Annotated in this window: 16 protein-coding genes; 15 read left to right on the forward strand and 1 reads right to left on the reverse strand. The window is 54.6% G+C overall.

Annotation, left to right across the window (positions count from 1 at the left end; translation table 11 throughout):
- The first annotated feature begins 250 nt into the window (after positions 1 to 250).
- The 8 genes from miaB to NYE48_RS09885 all read left to right on the forward strand — a co-directional run bounded on the left by miaB (position 251) and on the right by NYE48_RS09885 (position 7547).
- Positions 251 to 1813, forward strand: a complete 1563-nt coding sequence (gene miaB / locus NYE48_RS09850; protein ID WP_340998304.1) for a tRNA (N6-isopentenyl adenosine(37)-C2)-methylthiotransferase MiaB — start codon at positions 251 to 253, stop codon at positions 1811 to 1813.
- Positions 1814 to 1878: 65 nt separating this feature from the next.
- A complete protein-coding gene (locus NYE48_RS09855) occupies positions 1879 to 2292 on the forward strand; it encodes a RicAFT regulatory complex protein RicA family protein (RefSeq protein WP_052146784.1) in 414 nt (137 codons plus the stop codon).
- Between the two features lie 124 nt (positions 2293 to 2416).
- Entirely contained in the window at positions 2417 to 2878 is a 462-nt protein-coding gene (locus tag NYE48_RS09860) for a GNAT family N-acetyltransferase (RefSeq protein WP_212948995.1), read from the forward strand.
- Between the two features lie 40 nt (positions 2879 to 2918).
- Positions 2919 to 3320 (forward strand): PaaI family thioesterase, encoded by a 402-nt coding sequence (locus NYE48_RS09865; RefSeq protein ID WP_340998310.1) that lies wholly within the window; start codon positions 2919 to 2921, stop codon positions 3318 to 3320.
- Between the two features lie 104 nt (positions 3321 to 3424).
- A complete protein-coding gene (locus NYE48_RS09870) occupies positions 3425 to 4219 on the forward strand; it encodes an NUDIX hydrolase (RefSeq protein ID WP_036707046.1) in 795 nt (264 codons plus the stop codon).
- A gap of 142 nt (positions 4220 to 4361) precedes the next feature.
- Positions 4362 to 5807, forward strand: a complete 1446-nt coding sequence (locus NYE48_RS09875; RefSeq protein ID WP_036707051.1) for a nicotinate phosphoribosyltransferase — start codon at positions 4362 to 4364, stop codon at positions 5805 to 5807.
- A 102-nt stretch (positions 5808 to 5909) separates the two neighbouring features.
- Entirely contained in the window at positions 5910 to 6902 is a 993-nt protein-coding gene (locus tag NYE48_RS09880) for an acrylyl-CoA reductase family protein (RefSeq protein ID WP_212948999.1), read from the forward strand.
- Positions 6903 to 7037: 135 nt separating this feature from the next.
- Positions 7038 to 7547, forward strand: coding sequence for a hypothetical protein (locus tag NYE48_RS09885; RefSeq protein ID WP_036707054.1), 510 nt, complete (start codon positions 7038 to 7040; stop codon positions 7545 to 7547).
- 40 nt (positions 7548 to 7587) lie between these two features.
- Here NYE48_RS09885 and NYE48_RS09890 read toward each other — a convergent pair whose 3' ends face one another.
- Positions 7588 to 8103 carry a MogA/MoaB family molybdenum cofactor biosynthesis protein gene (locus tag NYE48_RS09890; protein WP_036707057.1) on the reverse strand — a complete coding sequence of 172 codons (516 nt, stop codon included), beginning with the start codon at positions 8101 to 8103 and terminating at the stop codon, positions 7588 to 7590.
- A gap of 179 nt (positions 8104 to 8282) precedes the next feature.
- Here NYE48_RS09890 and NYE48_RS09895 point away from each other — a divergent pair, with 179 nt between their 5' ends.
- The 7 genes from NYE48_RS09895 to NYE48_RS09925 all read left to right on the forward strand — a co-directional run bounded on the left by NYE48_RS09895 (position 8283) and on the right by NYE48_RS09925 (position 15932).
- Positions 8283 to 9305: a CobW family GTP-binding protein gene (locus tag NYE48_RS09895; RefSeq protein WP_340998315.1), complete on the forward strand. Its 1023-nt coding sequence runs from the start codon at positions 8283 to 8285 to the stop codon at positions 9303 to 9305.
- A gap of 487 nt (positions 9306 to 9792) precedes the next feature.
- Complete coding sequence (argS, locus tag NYE48_RS09900) at positions 9793 to 11493, forward strand: arginine--tRNA ligase (protein WP_341000624.1); 1701 nt, start codon at positions 9793 to 9795, stop codon at positions 11491 to 11493.
- Between the two features lie 38 nt (positions 11494 to 11531).
- The gene (locus NYE48_RS09905) at positions 11532 to 12446 is read left to right on the forward strand and encodes an ABC transporter ATP-binding protein (protein WP_340998316.1); all 915 of its coding nucleotides are present in this window, start codon (positions 11532 to 11534) and stop codon (positions 12444 to 12446) included.
- 16 nt (positions 12447 to 12462) lie between these two features.
- On the forward strand, positions 12463 to 13173 hold the full coding sequence (locus NYE48_RS09910; RefSeq protein ID WP_036707060.1) for a hypothetical protein: 711 nt from the start codon (positions 12463 to 12465) through the stop codon (positions 13171 to 13173).
- 101 nt (positions 13174 to 13274) lie between these two features.
- On the forward strand, positions 13275 to 13757 hold the full coding sequence (locus NYE48_RS09915; RefSeq protein ID WP_331480046.1) for a hypothetical protein: 483 nt from the start codon (positions 13275 to 13277) through the stop codon (positions 13755 to 13757).
- A 90-nt stretch (positions 13758 to 13847) separates the two neighbouring features.
- On the forward strand, positions 13848 to 14789 hold the full coding sequence (locus tag NYE48_RS09920; protein WP_340998319.1) for an S-layer homology domain-containing protein: 942 nt from the start codon (positions 13848 to 13850) through the stop codon (positions 14787 to 14789).
- Between the two features lie 279 nt (positions 14790 to 15068).
- Entirely contained in the window at positions 15069 to 15932 is an 864-nt protein-coding gene (locus tag NYE48_RS09925) for an ABC transporter permease (protein ID WP_445324064.1), read from the forward strand.
- The last annotated feature ends 36 nt before the right edge of the window (positions 15933 to 15968 follow it).

Consider the following 15968-nt stretch of genomic DNA (forward strand, 5'->3'; position numbering starts at 1 on the left):
ATAAATAAACATAAAGAAGGCTGTCGAGACTTTCTCGACAGCCTGATCTCCCGTTTTTTTATTCGCGAAGCCCGTACCGCCCGTCTTACCTACATACACCTTGGTTTTCGGCACCCGCCAGCTCGTAAAAGCGACGATTTTCTGGTTGGAGGAAAGTGGCTAACGATGGATGTTCATGCTATAATTTATTGGAATGCCTTTTTAGGCTTGAAGGTTTGTCCCCAAGGGAATTGAAGGAGTGATCGAAAGCATGGCCAAGGAAACGAAGGATTACTCCAAATATTTTGATTTTTCCGACGCCAAGGTTCTGTCAGAGGATGAACACGGCAAAACCATTCGCATCAAAGGTCGGGAAATTCATATTATTTCGGAGCCTAACCATAGACAAAGCAAGAAGCGCCGCCGGGAGGAAGTCCAGGTTCTGTATGAAACGGCCGTGCCCGAGGAGCTTCGCGGGATCGGAAACGGAAAGCATTACATCGTGTATACGTACGGCTGCCAGATGAACGAGCATGATTCGGAAACGATCAAAGGCATGCTGGAGGAAATGGGATACACGCCGACGGAAGACCGCAAGGAAGCCGACATCATTTTGCTCAACACCTGCGCGATCCGCGAAAATGCGGAGGACAAGGTGTTCGGCGAGCTCGGCCATTTGAAACATCTGAAAAAAGAAAAACCCGGTCTGCTGCTCGGCGTCTGCGGCTGCATGTCCCAAGAGGAAAACGTCGTCAACCGCATCATGCAAAAACACGGGTTCGTCGATATCATCTTCGGAACGCATAACTTGCACAGACTGCCTCATTTGGTGAAAGAAGCGTTATTCAGCAAGGAGATGGTCGTCGAGGTCTGGTCCAAAGAAGGCGACATCATCGAAAACCTGCCGAAAAAACGGGAAGGACTGCGCGCATGGGTCAACATCATGTACGGATGCGATAAGTTCTGCACGTACTGCATCGTGCCGATGACCCGCGGCAAGGAACGCAGCCGCCGTCCGGAGGACGTCATCGCCGAAGTGCGCGATTTGGCCCGCCAAGGCTTTAAGGAAATTACGCTGCTCGGGCAGAACGTAAACGCTTATGGCAAGGATTTCACCGATATCAGCTACAGCTTCGCCGACCTGATGGACGATATCCGCAAAATCGATATTCCGCGCATCCGGTTTACGACGTCCCATCCGCGGGATTTTGACGACCAGTTGGTCGAAGTTCTCGGCAAAGGCGGCAACCTGGTGGAGCATATCCATCTGCCGGTGCAGTCGGGAAGCAACGAAATCCTGAAAATCATGGGCCGGAAATACACCCGGGAAATCTATCTGGAGCTGGTCCGGAAAATCAAGGAAGCCGTTCCGGGCGTCGTCCTGACGACGGATATCATCGTCGGGTTCCCGGGCGAAACCGAAGAGCAGTTCGAAGAGACGTTGTCGCTTGTCAATGAGGTCGGATTCGATTCCGCGTACACGTTCATTTATTCGCCGCGCGAGGGCACGCCGGCCGCCGTCATGGAGGACAACGTCCCGATGGAGGTTAAAAGCGAACGCCTGCAGCGGCTGAATCGCGCCATCGAAGTGCACAGCCGCAAGAGCCACGAAAACCTGCGCGGACAGATCGTCGAAGTTCTGGTCGAAGGCGAAAGCAAAAACAACGCCTCCGTATTGGCCGGACGGACCCGCACCAACAAGCTGGTTCATTTTGAAGGCGGCAAGGAGCTCATCGGCAGCTTCGTCAACGTCAAAATAACCGATGCGATGACCTGGTACATCAAAGGCGAAATCGTGACAGAAACAAACGAAGCTCCTGCACTCACTCATTAAGAGTCAATTTAACGGAATAGGGGTAATGTAAGGTGACAGAAAAGGGTCGTATCAATAGTTTGGGCATGATGTCATACGATACCAGGGATTTGATCATCCGCGACGATATTATGGCAAAAGCCAAAGAACTCGCGGAACTGATCTCTGGCAGCGAAGAAGTCAAACAGTACCAGAAGGCTGAAGAAAAAATCCGCAATCATGAGCATGTGCAAAAGCTGATCGCAACGCTCAAAAAGCGGCAAAAGGAACTTGTGGCGTTCGAATCGTTCCAAAATCCGCAAATGGTTGCGAAAATCGAAAAGGAAATGGAAGAACTGCAGGACGAGATCGACAGCATCCCGCTCGTCGTCGAATTCCAGCAAAGCCAAAGCGACATCAACTACCTGCTGCAGCTGGTCATGTCGGTCATCCGGGATACCGTTTCAGAGAAAATCAACGTGGAAGCGGGATCGGACGAACCTCCTGCAAGCTGCGGGTAAGATGGATAAGAAAGGCGGCGGATCATGCATCCGCGCCTTTTTTTAGGATATAGGCTTCAAAATCGGATTAAACCAAGGCTTTTTAAGCCTTAAGTGATCTTTTATGCATGGGAGGTGGCGGCAGGTGAATATCAGACCGGCGCGGCCGGGGGAGAAGCTTCCGGCATCTTTGTTGCTGCTTGCCGATCCGGACTGGTCCCAGGTGGAGAAATATGTGGACAAATCCAGCTGGACGGTGGCCGAGGAGAATGGAAACTTGATCGGCGTATGCGGCTTGATGCCTTTGGATCAGGCTTCCGCGGAAATCATGAACTTGGCGGTCGACCCGGATTGGCAGGGGAGAGGGCTTGGCAAACGGCTGATCGCCAGCGCCTTGGAGCAGGCTCAAGGCCAAGGTTATCAAAAGGTGATCGTACGGACCGGGAACTCCAGCTTAAATCAGCTGGGATTGTATCAAAAATGCGGATTCCGGATGGTTCGGATAGAGCGGGACTATTTTGTGAACAACTATCCTGAGCCAATATTTGAAAACGGCATTCCGTGCCGGGATCAAATCGTTCTGGAGCTTATGCTCCGCATGGAATAAAAAATGGACATCTTTTCAAGACAGCATGGGGGGAATACAGATGAACGCATTGGAGGAAATGATCGCCAGAGGCGAAAACACGTTTTGGGCTTATCTGGGCTGCGAGTTCGTATCGGCCGACGAGGAGAAGGTCGTGATCGCTTTGGACGCCAAGGAACACCATACCAATTCGATGGGCATCATCCATGGAGGCGTGCTGACGTCCCTGATGGACCAGGCGATGGGAATGGCGGCAACGGCTGCGGCGGAGCAGGACAGCTGCGTCACGACAAACATCAACGTGCATTTTATGTCCGCCATGACGACGGGAAAACTTATCGTAACGGCAAGGGTCATTCATCGCGCGGGCAGATCCATGACGACCGAAGCGCGCATCCATAACGGCGAAGGGACGCTGGGCTGTCTCGCAACGGCAACCTTTCGAATCGTGAACCGCAAGTAGGTTATCGGGCACGTAAACCCATCCATTTAATAAAAAGGGACTTGACATTTGTTATCAGTAAATCATAATGAAAGTATCAAAAAGATACTCTATGTGGTGATGATATGAACGAACATCGGAAAGAACAGGACACTTCACCTGAAGCACGGGCTTATTCCGCCAAAAAATACCGGACGCCAGACGGCGTGCCGGCGGATATCGTCATGTTCACCCTGACCAAAAGGGAACGGAAAACGGTGACCAAAACGCTGCCGATCCGCGAACTGAAGGTGATGCTGGTCAGGCGCAAATCGTGGCCGTGCGCGGGCATGTGGGCTTTGCCTGGAGGATTTTGCCGGGAAAGCGAATCGATCTATGATGCGGCCAAGCGGGAATTGAAGGAAGAAACCGGGGTAGACGGAGGGCATTTGGAATACCTCGGGGTATACAGCACGCCGGGAAGGGATCCGCGGGGCTGGATTATCAGCCATGCTTTTTTTGCTTTGGTGGAAGAATGGATGCTTGAAAGCAGGCAGGCCGCCGATGACGCGGGCGAAGTGGGGCTGTTTGGCATTGAAGAGGCGCTTAGCGACTTGGAGCTGGCATTCGACCATCGGGACATTATCCGGGACGCTTACATGCGTATTCAAAAGCAAATGCTGCATTCGACGATCGCCCGCCAGTTCCTGCCCGAGCAGTTTACGCTCAGCGAGCTTTACCAGGTCATCCAGACCGTCGTGCCCGAATTCAGCGAACCGAATTTTATCCGCAAAATCACCTCTACCCGCAGCAGGCAAGGGATTTTGGAGGAAGTCCGGGACGAAAACGGCAAGCCGCTCAGTTCGAACCAATATTCGCAGCGTCCGGCACAGCTGTACCGGTTTACCGACTACGTGCCGCTGTTGTCCATCTACACGTGAGCTGCAGGAAAAGGCAAGCAGACCTCACGCCAACGTCGCTGCCCGCTGAGGGCTGCCTACGAAAATAGGGGATACAAGAAAGAATCGAAGGCTTGAAGAGTCATGGACCCTGCAGGGCTGGAATACAAAGGAGGAAGCCTGTATGCAAACAGCAGGTCTGGCATTACATACAGACAAGTACCAAATCAATATGATGTATGCGCATTGGGTGAACCGGTCGCATCAGCAAAAGGCGGTTTTCGAAGCGTATTTCCGCAAACTTCCGTTCGGCAACGGGTATGCCGTCTTCGCCGGTCTGGAGAGGATCGTTCATTACATCGCAAACTTGCGTTTTTCGGACGAAGACCTTAAATATTTGTCGGAGCAGGAAGAAAACTACGACACCGCGTTTTTGGAGGAGCTGAAGCAGTTCCGGTTCTGCGGGAATATCTATTCCATGAAGGAAGGGGCGCTGGTGTTCCCGAACGAGCCGCTTATCCGGGTGGAAGGAACCATCATGGAAACCCAACTGGTGGAAACGGCGCTGCTCAACTTCATGAACTTCCAGACGCTGATCGCCACGAAAGCGTCGCGCGTGAAGCAGGTCGCGGGGGACGACATATTGCTCGAGTTCGGAACGCGGCGCGCGCAGGAAGCCGATGCAGCCGTCTGGGGCGCTCGTGCCGCATACATTGCGGGTTTCCACGCCACCTCCAACATGCTTGCAGGGCAAAAATTCGGCATCCCGACGAAAGGAACGCATGCCCATTCGTGGGTCCAAAGCTTTTCCTCCGAGCAGGAGGCCTTTGACACGTACGCGAAGGTGATGCCGGACGAAGTGACGCTGCTCGTGGACACGTTCGACACGTTAAAAAGCGGCGTGCCGCATGCGATCGAGACGGCCAAAAAGCTTGAAGCCGCCGGCAAAAAAATGTCCGCGATCCGCCTCGACAGCGGGGACCTGGCCTATTTGTCGATCCAAGCCCGCAAAATGCTGGACGACGCCGGATTATCCTATATTAAAATCGTCGCTTCGAACGATCTGGACGAAAACACGATTTTGAACCTGAAGGCGCAGGGAGCCCGCATCGACACGTGGGGCGTCGGCACCCAGCTCATTACCGCCGCGGATCAGCCTGCGCTCGGGGGCGTATACAAGCTCGTGGAGCGCGAAGTGAACGGAGAAATGGTCCCGACGATCAAAATCTCGGGCAACCCGGAAAAGGTGTCCACGCCGGGCAAAAAGGACGTCTACCGCATCGTGGACCGGGTCACCGGCAAAGCGACGGCGGACTACATCGTGTTCCCGGACGAAGAAAAGCCGCGCGACAGGCTGAAGCTGTTTAATCCGCAGCACCCGTATTTGCAAAAATACGTCAAAAATTACGAGGCCGTCCCGATGCTGCACCAAATTTTCGAAAACGGCAAGCTGGTGTACGAGCTCCCTTCCCTGGAGGAGATCCGCAGCTACCACCGCGCGCAAATGGAACTGTTTTGGCCGGAATATTTGCGCAAGCTGAATCCGGAAATTTACCGCGTCAATTTGAGCGAAAAAGTCTGGGACCTGAAGCAGAAGCTGATGGCCGAATTCATGCAAACGGAAGAATAAACGGAATATTCGGATCACCGAGATTCGGCAAAGGAACGGGATCGCTCCTTGCCGAATCTTTTTTACAAACGGACAAACGATTTCTGAAGGAGGGAAAGACGAATGGAAACGTTTAAAGCCTATGTCATCCGGCGCAGCGGCGAAAGTCTGGCCGGACAAATCGAAGAAATGAGCCTCGGCGGTCTTCCGGAAGGCGATGTGCTTGTGAAAGTGCATTATTCGGGAGTGAACTTCAAGGACGGACTCGCCAGCGTGCCTGAAGGGAAAGTCGTCAAGGAGTACCCGATCATTCCGGGGATCGACCTGGCCGGCGAGGTTGTCAGCTCAAGCCACCCGGATTTTCGCGAAGGAGATCCGGTTTTGTGCACCGGTTACGGTCTTGGAACAGCGCACCACGGCGGTTTCAGCGAATATGCCCGCATCCCGGCGGATTGGCTGCTTCCCCTGCCGGCGGGCTTAAGTTTGCGCGAGGCCATGGGAATCGGAACGGCCGGATTCACGGCGGCCCTGTCGGTCGATCGCCTCATGCATTGCGGCGTCACTCCGGAAGCAGGGACGGTGCTTGTGACGGGGGCAACCGGAGGCGTCGGCAGCTTTGCGGTCGATATTTTGGCGCGGGCCGGTTTTGAAGTGACGGCCAGCACCGGCAAAACCAGCCAGGAAGAGTGGCTGAAACGCCTAGGCGCGGCCGATGTCATCGGCCGGGAGGACGTTGCCGGTTCGGGCGCCGGCCCGCTCGGCAAACAACGCTGGGCGGGAGCGGTGGATCCGGTAGGCGGGCCGGGACTGGAGGATATTTTAAAAAACATCCGTTACGGGGGAGCGGTCGCGCTTTCCGGATTAACGGGCGGGACGGCGTTCAACTCCACGGTGCATCCCTTTATTTTGCGCGGGGTCCAGCTGCTGGGCATCGATTCGGTGTTTTGCCCGAAAGATTGGAGAACGCGCGTTTGGAATAAGCTCGGTCAAGAGTGGAAGCCCGAAAGGGCGCTAAGCGCGGGAATTAAGGAAGCTTCGCTTGAAGATTTGCCCGAAGTATTGCAGTCCGTTTTGCAGGGAAAAGCGGTTGGAAGGACGGTCATCCGTTTGGCATAATGCCGATTCGCGAGTTACGCTTGTTAAGATTTCACAGCAGCCGATGCTGCATAAACCGTTTGAAATGATGGCATTCTAAGCCCATATTAGGCTGTCTTCCGCTTGAAGCGGTATCAGGGGAAGGGATGAATCAACATGAACAAACGGTTCGCATGGCTGCTCACTTGCGTGCTGCTGGCTGTTACGGTCGGCTGCGACAAGCATACCGTCATCAAAAAAGAAGTCAAACTGTATAATTTCGATTCCTATTCCGAAGGCAACATCCGGGCACAATCGCAGGGCAGCGGGCTGAACGGCCAGCTTCTGAATCAGCTGCAGCTTGCTTTCGGCGAGAAGAACATTCCATTGACCCATCACACGCATGCCGAGGACGGGCGCGGCAATATCAGCTACCAGTATTTTATCCGGGGAAATCCGCAGCAGTATGTCAAACTCCATGTGTTTACCAACGAAAAGGAGCGGATTGAGCGGATTCAAAATTGGTACGGCGACCAAAAACGGGTGGAAACCCCGACGTCCAGAACGCTGATTTACGGCCATAACAGGGTTGCTTTGATTTATACGTCTTCCGGAAAAAACAAGGGACAATACGAAACGCAGGTTCATGAAATATTCAATTCGCTGATCGACAGAATGGATTTTTAACCGTAAAACAAGCCGGGAACGCAACGTTCCCGGCTTGTTTTTAATTTTTTTTGTATATTTCACGCATGACATGCCGCAGCTCCGGCACGATGATCCGCTCCAAAGCGAGTTTGACGGCTCCCGTCGAACCCGGGATGGAAAACACGGCGGTGCCGCCGACCGTTCCGGCGATGGCGCGGCTTAAAATCGCGGCAGGTCCGATATCTTCCGTGAAACTGAGATACCTGAATATTTCGCCGAATCCCGGCAGCTGCTTGTCGAGCAGCGAGGCTACCGCCTCGTACGTCGTGTCGCGCGGGGAAATGCCCGTTCCTCCCGTGAATAGGACCGCTTCCACTTCCGGATTTCCCGCCGCTTCATGAATAAGCTCCCGAATGCCTTCATAATCGTCTTTGACGATTTCGTAGCGCACGACACGGTATCCCGCATCTTCCAAAAGGGACTTCATCAACTTTCCCCCTGCGTCCGTCTCCGGCGTGCGCGTATCGGATACGGTCACGACCATGCAGGAGACGGTGTCCGGCGCTTGACTGCGATGTTCGTCCACGGATCTCATCTTCCATTCTCCTCTCTCTTTTTTGGAATGTCTTTTTAGGATAGACCTTTCGGGACAAACTTGCAAATGAACGCGGACGGCAAAAGGTGCAAAACATTCGAAGCGGTTGCGGCCCGGCCCCGGGGTGTAGTACACTTTGCGTAAAACGCAAAATCCAATAACGCAAGGGGAAAACGAACATGCCAAATCAAGCAACGACACCCATTTACATATTGTCCGGCTTTTTGGGAAGCGGGAAAACGACGTTCCTTCAGCGCCTCGTCAACCACTGGCAGGAGCAGGGATTACGTCCGGCCGTGATCATGAACGAAATCGGGGACGTCAATCTGGACGGGCTGCTGGTGGAAGAGCGGGTTCCGATGACCGAGATGCTCAGCGGCTGCATTTGCTGCTCGATCCGCGGCGATTTGAGCGTGGAGATGGCCGGCCTGATCGAAAGGGAACATCCCGACGTGATCGTCGTCGAAGCGACGGGCATCGCAAACCCGATGGAGATTTTGGACGGAGTAACCGAAGCGGCGTTATACATGAAAATCGATTTGAAAGGGGTATTGACCGTCGTCGATTCGGCTCATTTGCTGGAGCGGTACCGCGAGCAAAAAGGGAAAACCTTCAGGCTAATGCAAGAACAGATCCGCGCGGCCTCCTGCCTGATTTTGAATAAAACGGACCGCGTCACGGCAGGCGAGCGGGAAGAACTGGAGTCGGTCATTTCCCGTTGGAACGGGTATGCCCCCATCCTTCCGGCCGTCCGCTGCGAGGTGGACGCCGCCGAAGTCTTGGCCTCGCTTGGCGGCAAAACAGGTCTGCCTGAATCGGACAAACCCGATGGGGCAGCTTCGACCGGTCTTGAAGCGGAGGATGAGGAGCATCATTCCCATTCGGCAGCAGGGCATCATCATGCGCATCATGACCATGTGATGGTGTATACCCATTATTTGCGCGGGCCGGTGGACAGCGGGGAGTTCGAACGTTTTGTGGCAGGTTTGCCGCGGGAGGTATACCGTGCCAAAGGCGTCTTGACGTTCAGCGATACGGCGAGCCGTTTCCTGTTTCAATACGCCTTCCGGGAGCCTGATTTTTTGCGGATCACGCCTCAGGGCGACGTGCCGGACGTGGTCGTTTTTATCGGCGAGCATTTCTCAAAAACGGCCATCGAAAACGGGATGCGGGCGCTGGAAGGCCAAGAGGGCCGGAGCTGAAGGGACATGGCGGGGGAACCCGGGCCGGGGACTCAAAAAAGAACTTGGGCTTGATTCCTCGTTTGGCGCTAGGTATAATAGTCTGAAATATTGAACGTCAGGGATCGGGAGAGTAACGAAGGTTTACGCATGGACAGCGAACCGGGATGGGTGGAAGCCGGAACATGCCCCTTCGTGAAGCGCACCCGTGAGACGGCGAATCCAAAACCTCGCTTCCGGAATCGGTGATCCTGATCGATAGGCATATAAAGTTCCGGGAGCCGCGCAAAGTGCTTGAATCGGCATCGAAGCCATTTGGCAGCGGACTTTGGGGCAAGTAGATTCGTCCGGGTAACTCCGTTAGATGTTGCGAAGGGAAACGAAACCTTACGGCAGGGGCCGGAAGATTCGTTTACTTAGAGTGGTACCGCGGGATATTCAGCTCTCGTCTCTATTATGGAGACGGGAGCTTTTTATTTTGAGAAAAAGAAAGAAAGGTTGATCCATGATGATAACCCAATGGGCTGCAAACGCGCTGAAAAACCACGTGCCGCTGGAGGCGGACGATATATCGAAACGGCTTGAAACGCCGCCTTCCCCGGACATGGGGGATATCGCGTTCCCTTGCTTTACGCTCGCCAAACAATTCAGAAAAGCGCCCCAGGAGATCGCCCAATCGATCGCCGGCGCCTGGGACCACGCGCATATAACGGCGTCTGCCGCCGGTCCTTACGTCAATTTGACGTTCGACCGGGGGTATTACGGAAGCTTGATGATGGAAGGGCTGGAGCAGGAGAAAGTGCCGGAAACCGGAAAAGGCATCCGCGTCGTCATCGATATGTCTTCCCCCAACATCGCCAAACCGTTTGGCATCGGCCATCTCCGTTCCACGATGATCGGGGCGGCCTTATACCATATGCATAAGCTTGCGGGCTACGACGTCGTCAGCGTCAATCATCTGGGCGATTGGGGAACGCAGTTCGGCAAGCAGATCGCCGCCTATAAAAGATGGGGAGACGACGAACGGTTATCCGCAGACCCGATCGGCGAATCGCTGAACTTGTACGTTCGTTTCCATGAAGAAGCGGAGCATGACGAGACGTTGGAACCGGAAGCAAGGGAGTGGTTCCGCAAGCTGGAGGAGGGAGACGGCGAAGCCCGCTCGTTATGGGCCTATTTCGTGGACGTAAGCATGAAGGAATTCAGCAGAATGTACGATCGGCTGAACGTCCGTTTCGACTACACGCTGGGCGAAAGCTTTTACAACGATAAAATGCCTGCGGTGGTCGATTCCTTGAAGGAAAAAGGGCTGCTGGTCGAAAGCGACGGGGCGCTGGTCGTCCGGCTGGACGAGGAGGGCATGCCGCCATGCCTCATTTTGAAAAAGGACGGCACGACCATATACCCGACGAGGGATTTGGCCACCGCCATCTACCGGCATGACGAGATGAAAGCGGACCGGCTGCTGTACGTGGTCGGGAACGAACAGAGGCTGCATTTCCAGCAGGTCTTTGCGGTGCTGCGCCGCATGGGGATGGATTGGGCGGACAGCTGTACGCACGTGCCGTTTGGCCTCATGAAATTCGAAGGCAAAAAAATGTCCACGCGCCGCGGCAAAATCGTCAAGCTGGAAAACGTGCTGGATGAAGCCGTCGAACGGGCCTTAGCCATCATCAACGAAAAAAATCCGGAGCTGGAGTCCAAGCAGCGGGTTGCGGAGGCGGTCGGGATCGGCGCGGTCATTTTCGGCGACCTGAAAAACAACCGCCTGAACGAAGTGGATTTCTCGCTGGAGGACGCGCTGAATTTCGACGGGGAAACGGGGCCTTACGTGCAGTATACCTACGCTAGAACCCAGAGCGTGCTTGCCAAGGGGGCGGCTGCGTATGGCACGGCCGAGGACGCCATGGAAGAGACCGATCCCAACGCAGGGGCCCATCACCTCGGCGACGCCGGCTGGGAGCTGCTCAAGCTGCTGACCCGGTTTCCGGAAGCATTGGAGCGGGGCGTGCGCAACCAGGAGCCGTCGGTTCTCGCGCGTTATGCGCTGGATGTGGCGCAGTCCTTCAATCAATTTTATAATAAGGAAAGAATTGTCATCGAAGACGCCCAGGTTCGAAAGGCAAGATTGCGGCTGACGCGGCTGGCCGGCCGCACGATTGCGCGGACGATGGGGCTGTTGGGCATCCAGACGCCTGAACGGATGTAACCTCCGAATAAATGAACCGGAAGAAGGTGGCTTCGGCTGTGGCCGATAAAAGAGAAGCGGAAGGTCGGGACGACGGTTTGGTGATTCTTCGGGACGCCGTCAAAACGTATAACGGACGCAACGTGCTGCACAATATATCGCTGAAAGTAAGGCAAGGGGAATGCATCGCGCTGATTGGCAAAAACGGATCCGGCAAAAGCACGCTGCTGCGGTTGCTGGCAGGACTTTCCCGTCCGGCGTCGGGGACGCGGACCGTGCCCGGGGGATCACTCCGCATCGGCTACGTGCCGGAGCGGTTTCCCCCGATTGTCTTTACGCCATGGGAATTCCTGTCGAGCACGGCTGCCGTCCGGGGATTGGATAAACACGCGGCGGAGGAAGAGTTGAACGTTTTGCTGCGGCAGCTGGATATGGAACATGCCATGCATGTCAAAATGAATCAATTCTCCAAAGGGATGCTGCAAAAAATCAATTTGATCCAGGCGATCGCGGGCAAACCGGATTTACTGCTGTTGGACGAGCCGCTGTCGGGATTGGACGTCAAGGCGCAGGAAAATCTGCTTCATGTGCTGCTCGCCCAAAAAAGGAGCGGAACCGCCATCGTCATGTCGGTTCATGAATCGAAGCTGATCGAACGGGCGGCGGATCGGGTGCTGCTCATTCAGGAAGGGAGGATCGTGAAGGAATCCCGGGAGGAACGCCGGCAGCCGGGAGCGGTTGCGGAGGTTTCCGCCCGCATTCCAGGCCCCGAGGCGCTTGCGGAAATTGCCGCCCATCCAGGCGTTGCCGACTGCACGCCAGATTCGGATGTTTACCTGCTTCAAGTAGAGGAAGGTTCGATTGACCAGGTTTTGCGCATCATACTGGATCGCGGCGGTTCGGTCCTGTCGGTCATTCCGGCCGAAGGGATCGATGCCCGCATGGGGGAGCGGCTGCAAGCCGCGGCACGCTGATGAGGGGGAGAAAAAGATGATCGCGTTATCCCGTTTTTTGCTGAGAAGCTATACGAGGAAACATGCTTATTTCGCGCCGCTGGCGGCAACCTTGATCGCCATGTTTTTGCTGTATACCTACAAACCTAATCCGGTCATGGACAGCTATGCCGTCACTTCCGTATTTCTGTTCGTCGGCTCGGCTTGGCTCGCTTTGACCTTCTTGAACCATGGAAGCCCGCAGCAGGAGCAGCTGCACATCACGCATATCGGCGGCATGAAAAGGTATCTGTTCAGCCAAATCATGGCTTTGCTTGTTCCGGTGGCGATGTGCACGGCGATTTTTATGCTGTATCCGATCGCGGCGCAAATGTTCGACAGGCCCGTGCGGATCGGAGAATTTTTGCTCGCGGTTGGCGGGCATCTGGTTATGGGGGGGCTTGGCGCTTCACTGGCGTTGTTTTTCCAGTCGGCTTGGATGCCAAACGGCTCCAGAGCCGTGGCATTGCTGCTTGCTCTGGTCATCGCGTCAATCGGGGCCAAATCGATCGCGGGTTTGCTGCCGGAGCAGCTTCGGTGGCTGCGCTGGATTTTTCCGCCCGTATCGCCGATCATGGACGTCCTTCTGAACGGCGGCGCGGAGCCGTCCCATAAAGTATGGCTGACATTGGGGTACGGCTTGGTTTATGCGCTCCTGCTGGGGCTGGTTTACATGCTCGTTTCGCTGCGGAGGGACGCCCGTACCTAAAACCTGCGGATCCGGCGGTTGATGAATGAAGGCATATCCTTTACCATGGAGGTATGACGAAACCATCAGGGCATGATACATGACAGGATAGGGAGGAGGGCATGATGAAGCAGACACGGCTATTGGACAGCGAGCATTCTAAGGAACTATTTGCTTATTTCGGATTGGCGGTCTATTATTCGCAGGCGCTCGAGCAGCAGCTGGTCAACCTGCTTATGCTGATGAAGGTCTCGCAAGGCAAGGTTCCGACGGAAGAGGATCTCGCCGATTTGTACCATCAGAAGCTGAGCAACTCGCTTGGCCAGCTCGTCAATGAAATCCAGCATCACTTCCCTTTCTCGCCGGATGAAACGACGCTGTTGAAAGAGGTATGGAAGCAGCGGAATTACATCGTCCACGACTATTTTAAGGAACGCATCCAGGAAACCTTCAGCCCGGGAGGGCGGTCGAAAATGATCCGCGAACTGACCGCTTTTAAAGCACAAGCCCAGGAGCTCGAACGCAAACTTCAAAAATATACGAGCGAAATGTACGCCAAGCTGGGACTGGATCAGGAACCGGAAAAAGACGGAGCGAACGCTTGAGGTCATCCGGCTTGGCTGCGCTCGTTTTTTGCCAAATATATGAAACCTTTGCCGGATGCTTTCCGTCTGAGAGGGTGGAGGTGATCTTGAATGAACAAGTTTAAAAGAATAGCGGCGGCACTGATGGCCTTCTGCTGCCTTGCAGCCGCATCGTCCGCATACGCTTTTTCGGATATTAAGGACGCCGAACAGGAAAAGATCGCTGCGTCCCTGCAGTCGCAAGGCATCATCAGCGGCGTGTCCGCGGACCGGTTTGCGCCGGCCGAGCCGCTAACGGCGGCTCAAGGCATCCAACTCCTCGTCAAAGCGATGAAACTCCAGGGGAAGGTAGACGGCCCGCCCCCGCCCGCGAACGTTCCGGCCAAAGCCTGGTATGCCCAAGCGGCGCGCATTGCGGCGGACAACGGGATATCGGTCGGACAAATCCGCGACTGGAACATGAAGCTGACGAAAGAGCAGTTTGCAGGCATGCTTCATCAAGCGGTAAAGGCTACGGGAGAATATTCGACGATCGAGATGTACGTGTTTGTTAAGGACGACGGGGATATGTCTTCCGAATACAAAAGCGCTTTGCAGTTTCTGCTGCTCACCCGGATCGCCGAACTCGACGCCCAAGACCGATTCCATCCGAAGAAGCATATTACGCGCATGGAGGCCGCCGAAATGATATACAATGCGCTGAAATTCATCCAAAGCCATCAGAATCAGGACCCCGGAGCGTCCGAAGCCGACGTTTCGGTCCGTATCGAAAAAGTGAACGACAAGGTCAACAAAATCGTATTGTCCAAGGCGGACATGCCGAATCCGGGGTACGGGCTGGTCATCGACCGTATCGAGTTTCTTCCGGGGAAAAAGGCCGTGGCGTATTATCATTTGACGTATCCCGAACCTGGAAAAATGTATCCGCAGGTCATTTCGACCGCCACGGCGTCGTTTTATTTGGACAGCAGCCTTGAAATCAGCGTGAAAACAACGCCCGGGCATGACCAGGGATCGATTTCCGTTCCCGGCCCCGGCAAAACGATAAAATAAACGATCGGGACAGACCCTTCTCCGGGATCCGGGGAACGGGTCTTTTTTTTGTTTCGGCCGGAACTTCTTTTTCATCCTTTTTATGAAAAGGAGTCCTACAACCGTAAAATGTATAAGATTTCGTTGACGAGGCAAATAGATTCCCCCGCATGCAAACGATTACAATAACAGCGAGGGGGGAAACGTATGGCGCAGCTCGCAAGCGTAAACAAAGTGAAACACGTCAAGAAAAGGCGGGGAGTCGCTTACCGGTTGGCCAAGCAGTGGGATATCCAGCTGATGGTCGTGCCGGCGCTCGTAGTGATTTTCATTTTTTCTTACATACCGATGTACGGGGTATTGATGGCATTTCAGGATTACAGCATTTTCGACGGCTTTTGGGCAAGCCCATGGGTAGGGTTCAAGCATTTTAACATGTTTTTTCACTCCCCCGAGTTTTGGCCGATCATCCGCAACACGATCATCATCAGCCTGCTGAAATTTTGCATCGGGTTTCCGGCGCCGATATTTCTGGCGCTTTTGCTGAACGAAGTCCGGCACATGGTCTTTAAACGGGTCGTGCAAACCGTCAGCTATCTGCCGCATTTTTTGTCCTGGGTCATCGTGGCCGGGTTCGCCATGTCGATCCTGTCGACGGATAACGGCAGCTTGAACATTTTGCTGCAAAAGCTGCATTTGATCAAGGAGCCCATCGGATTCCTCGGCAAAGCCGAATACTTCTGGAGCATCCTTGTCACGACCAACGTGTGGAAGGAAATCGGATTCGGATCCATCGTATATTTGGCGGCCATCGCGGGCATCAATCCGAGTTTGTACGAGGCGGCTGCCATGGACGGAGCGGGACGGATCAAGCAGCTGTTCATGATTACCCTCCCTTCGATCATGCCCGTCATTTCCATCTTCATGATTTTGGCGATCGGCAATCTGCTCAGCGCAGGTTTTGAAGACATCCTCCTGCTCGGATCGAATCCGGTGCTGCGGGACGTGGCCAACGTCATCGACACTTACGTCTACAGGGTGGGCATTACGAACCAACGCTTCTCCTACGCGACCGCGGTCGGCCTGTTCAAAGCCGTCATCAGCGTCGGCCTGCTGGCGTTCGCCAACAGCTTCGCGCGCCGATCCGGCAACAGCCTGTGGTAAGAGGCATCGCTTGAAAGACTTGGGAGAAGACAGGGA

Source organism: Paenibacillus sp. FSL M7-1455, assembly GCF_038004655.1.
Lineage (GTDB): Bacteria > Bacillota > Bacilli > Paenibacillales > Paenibacillaceae > Paenibacillus_AQ > Paenibacillus_AQ cookii.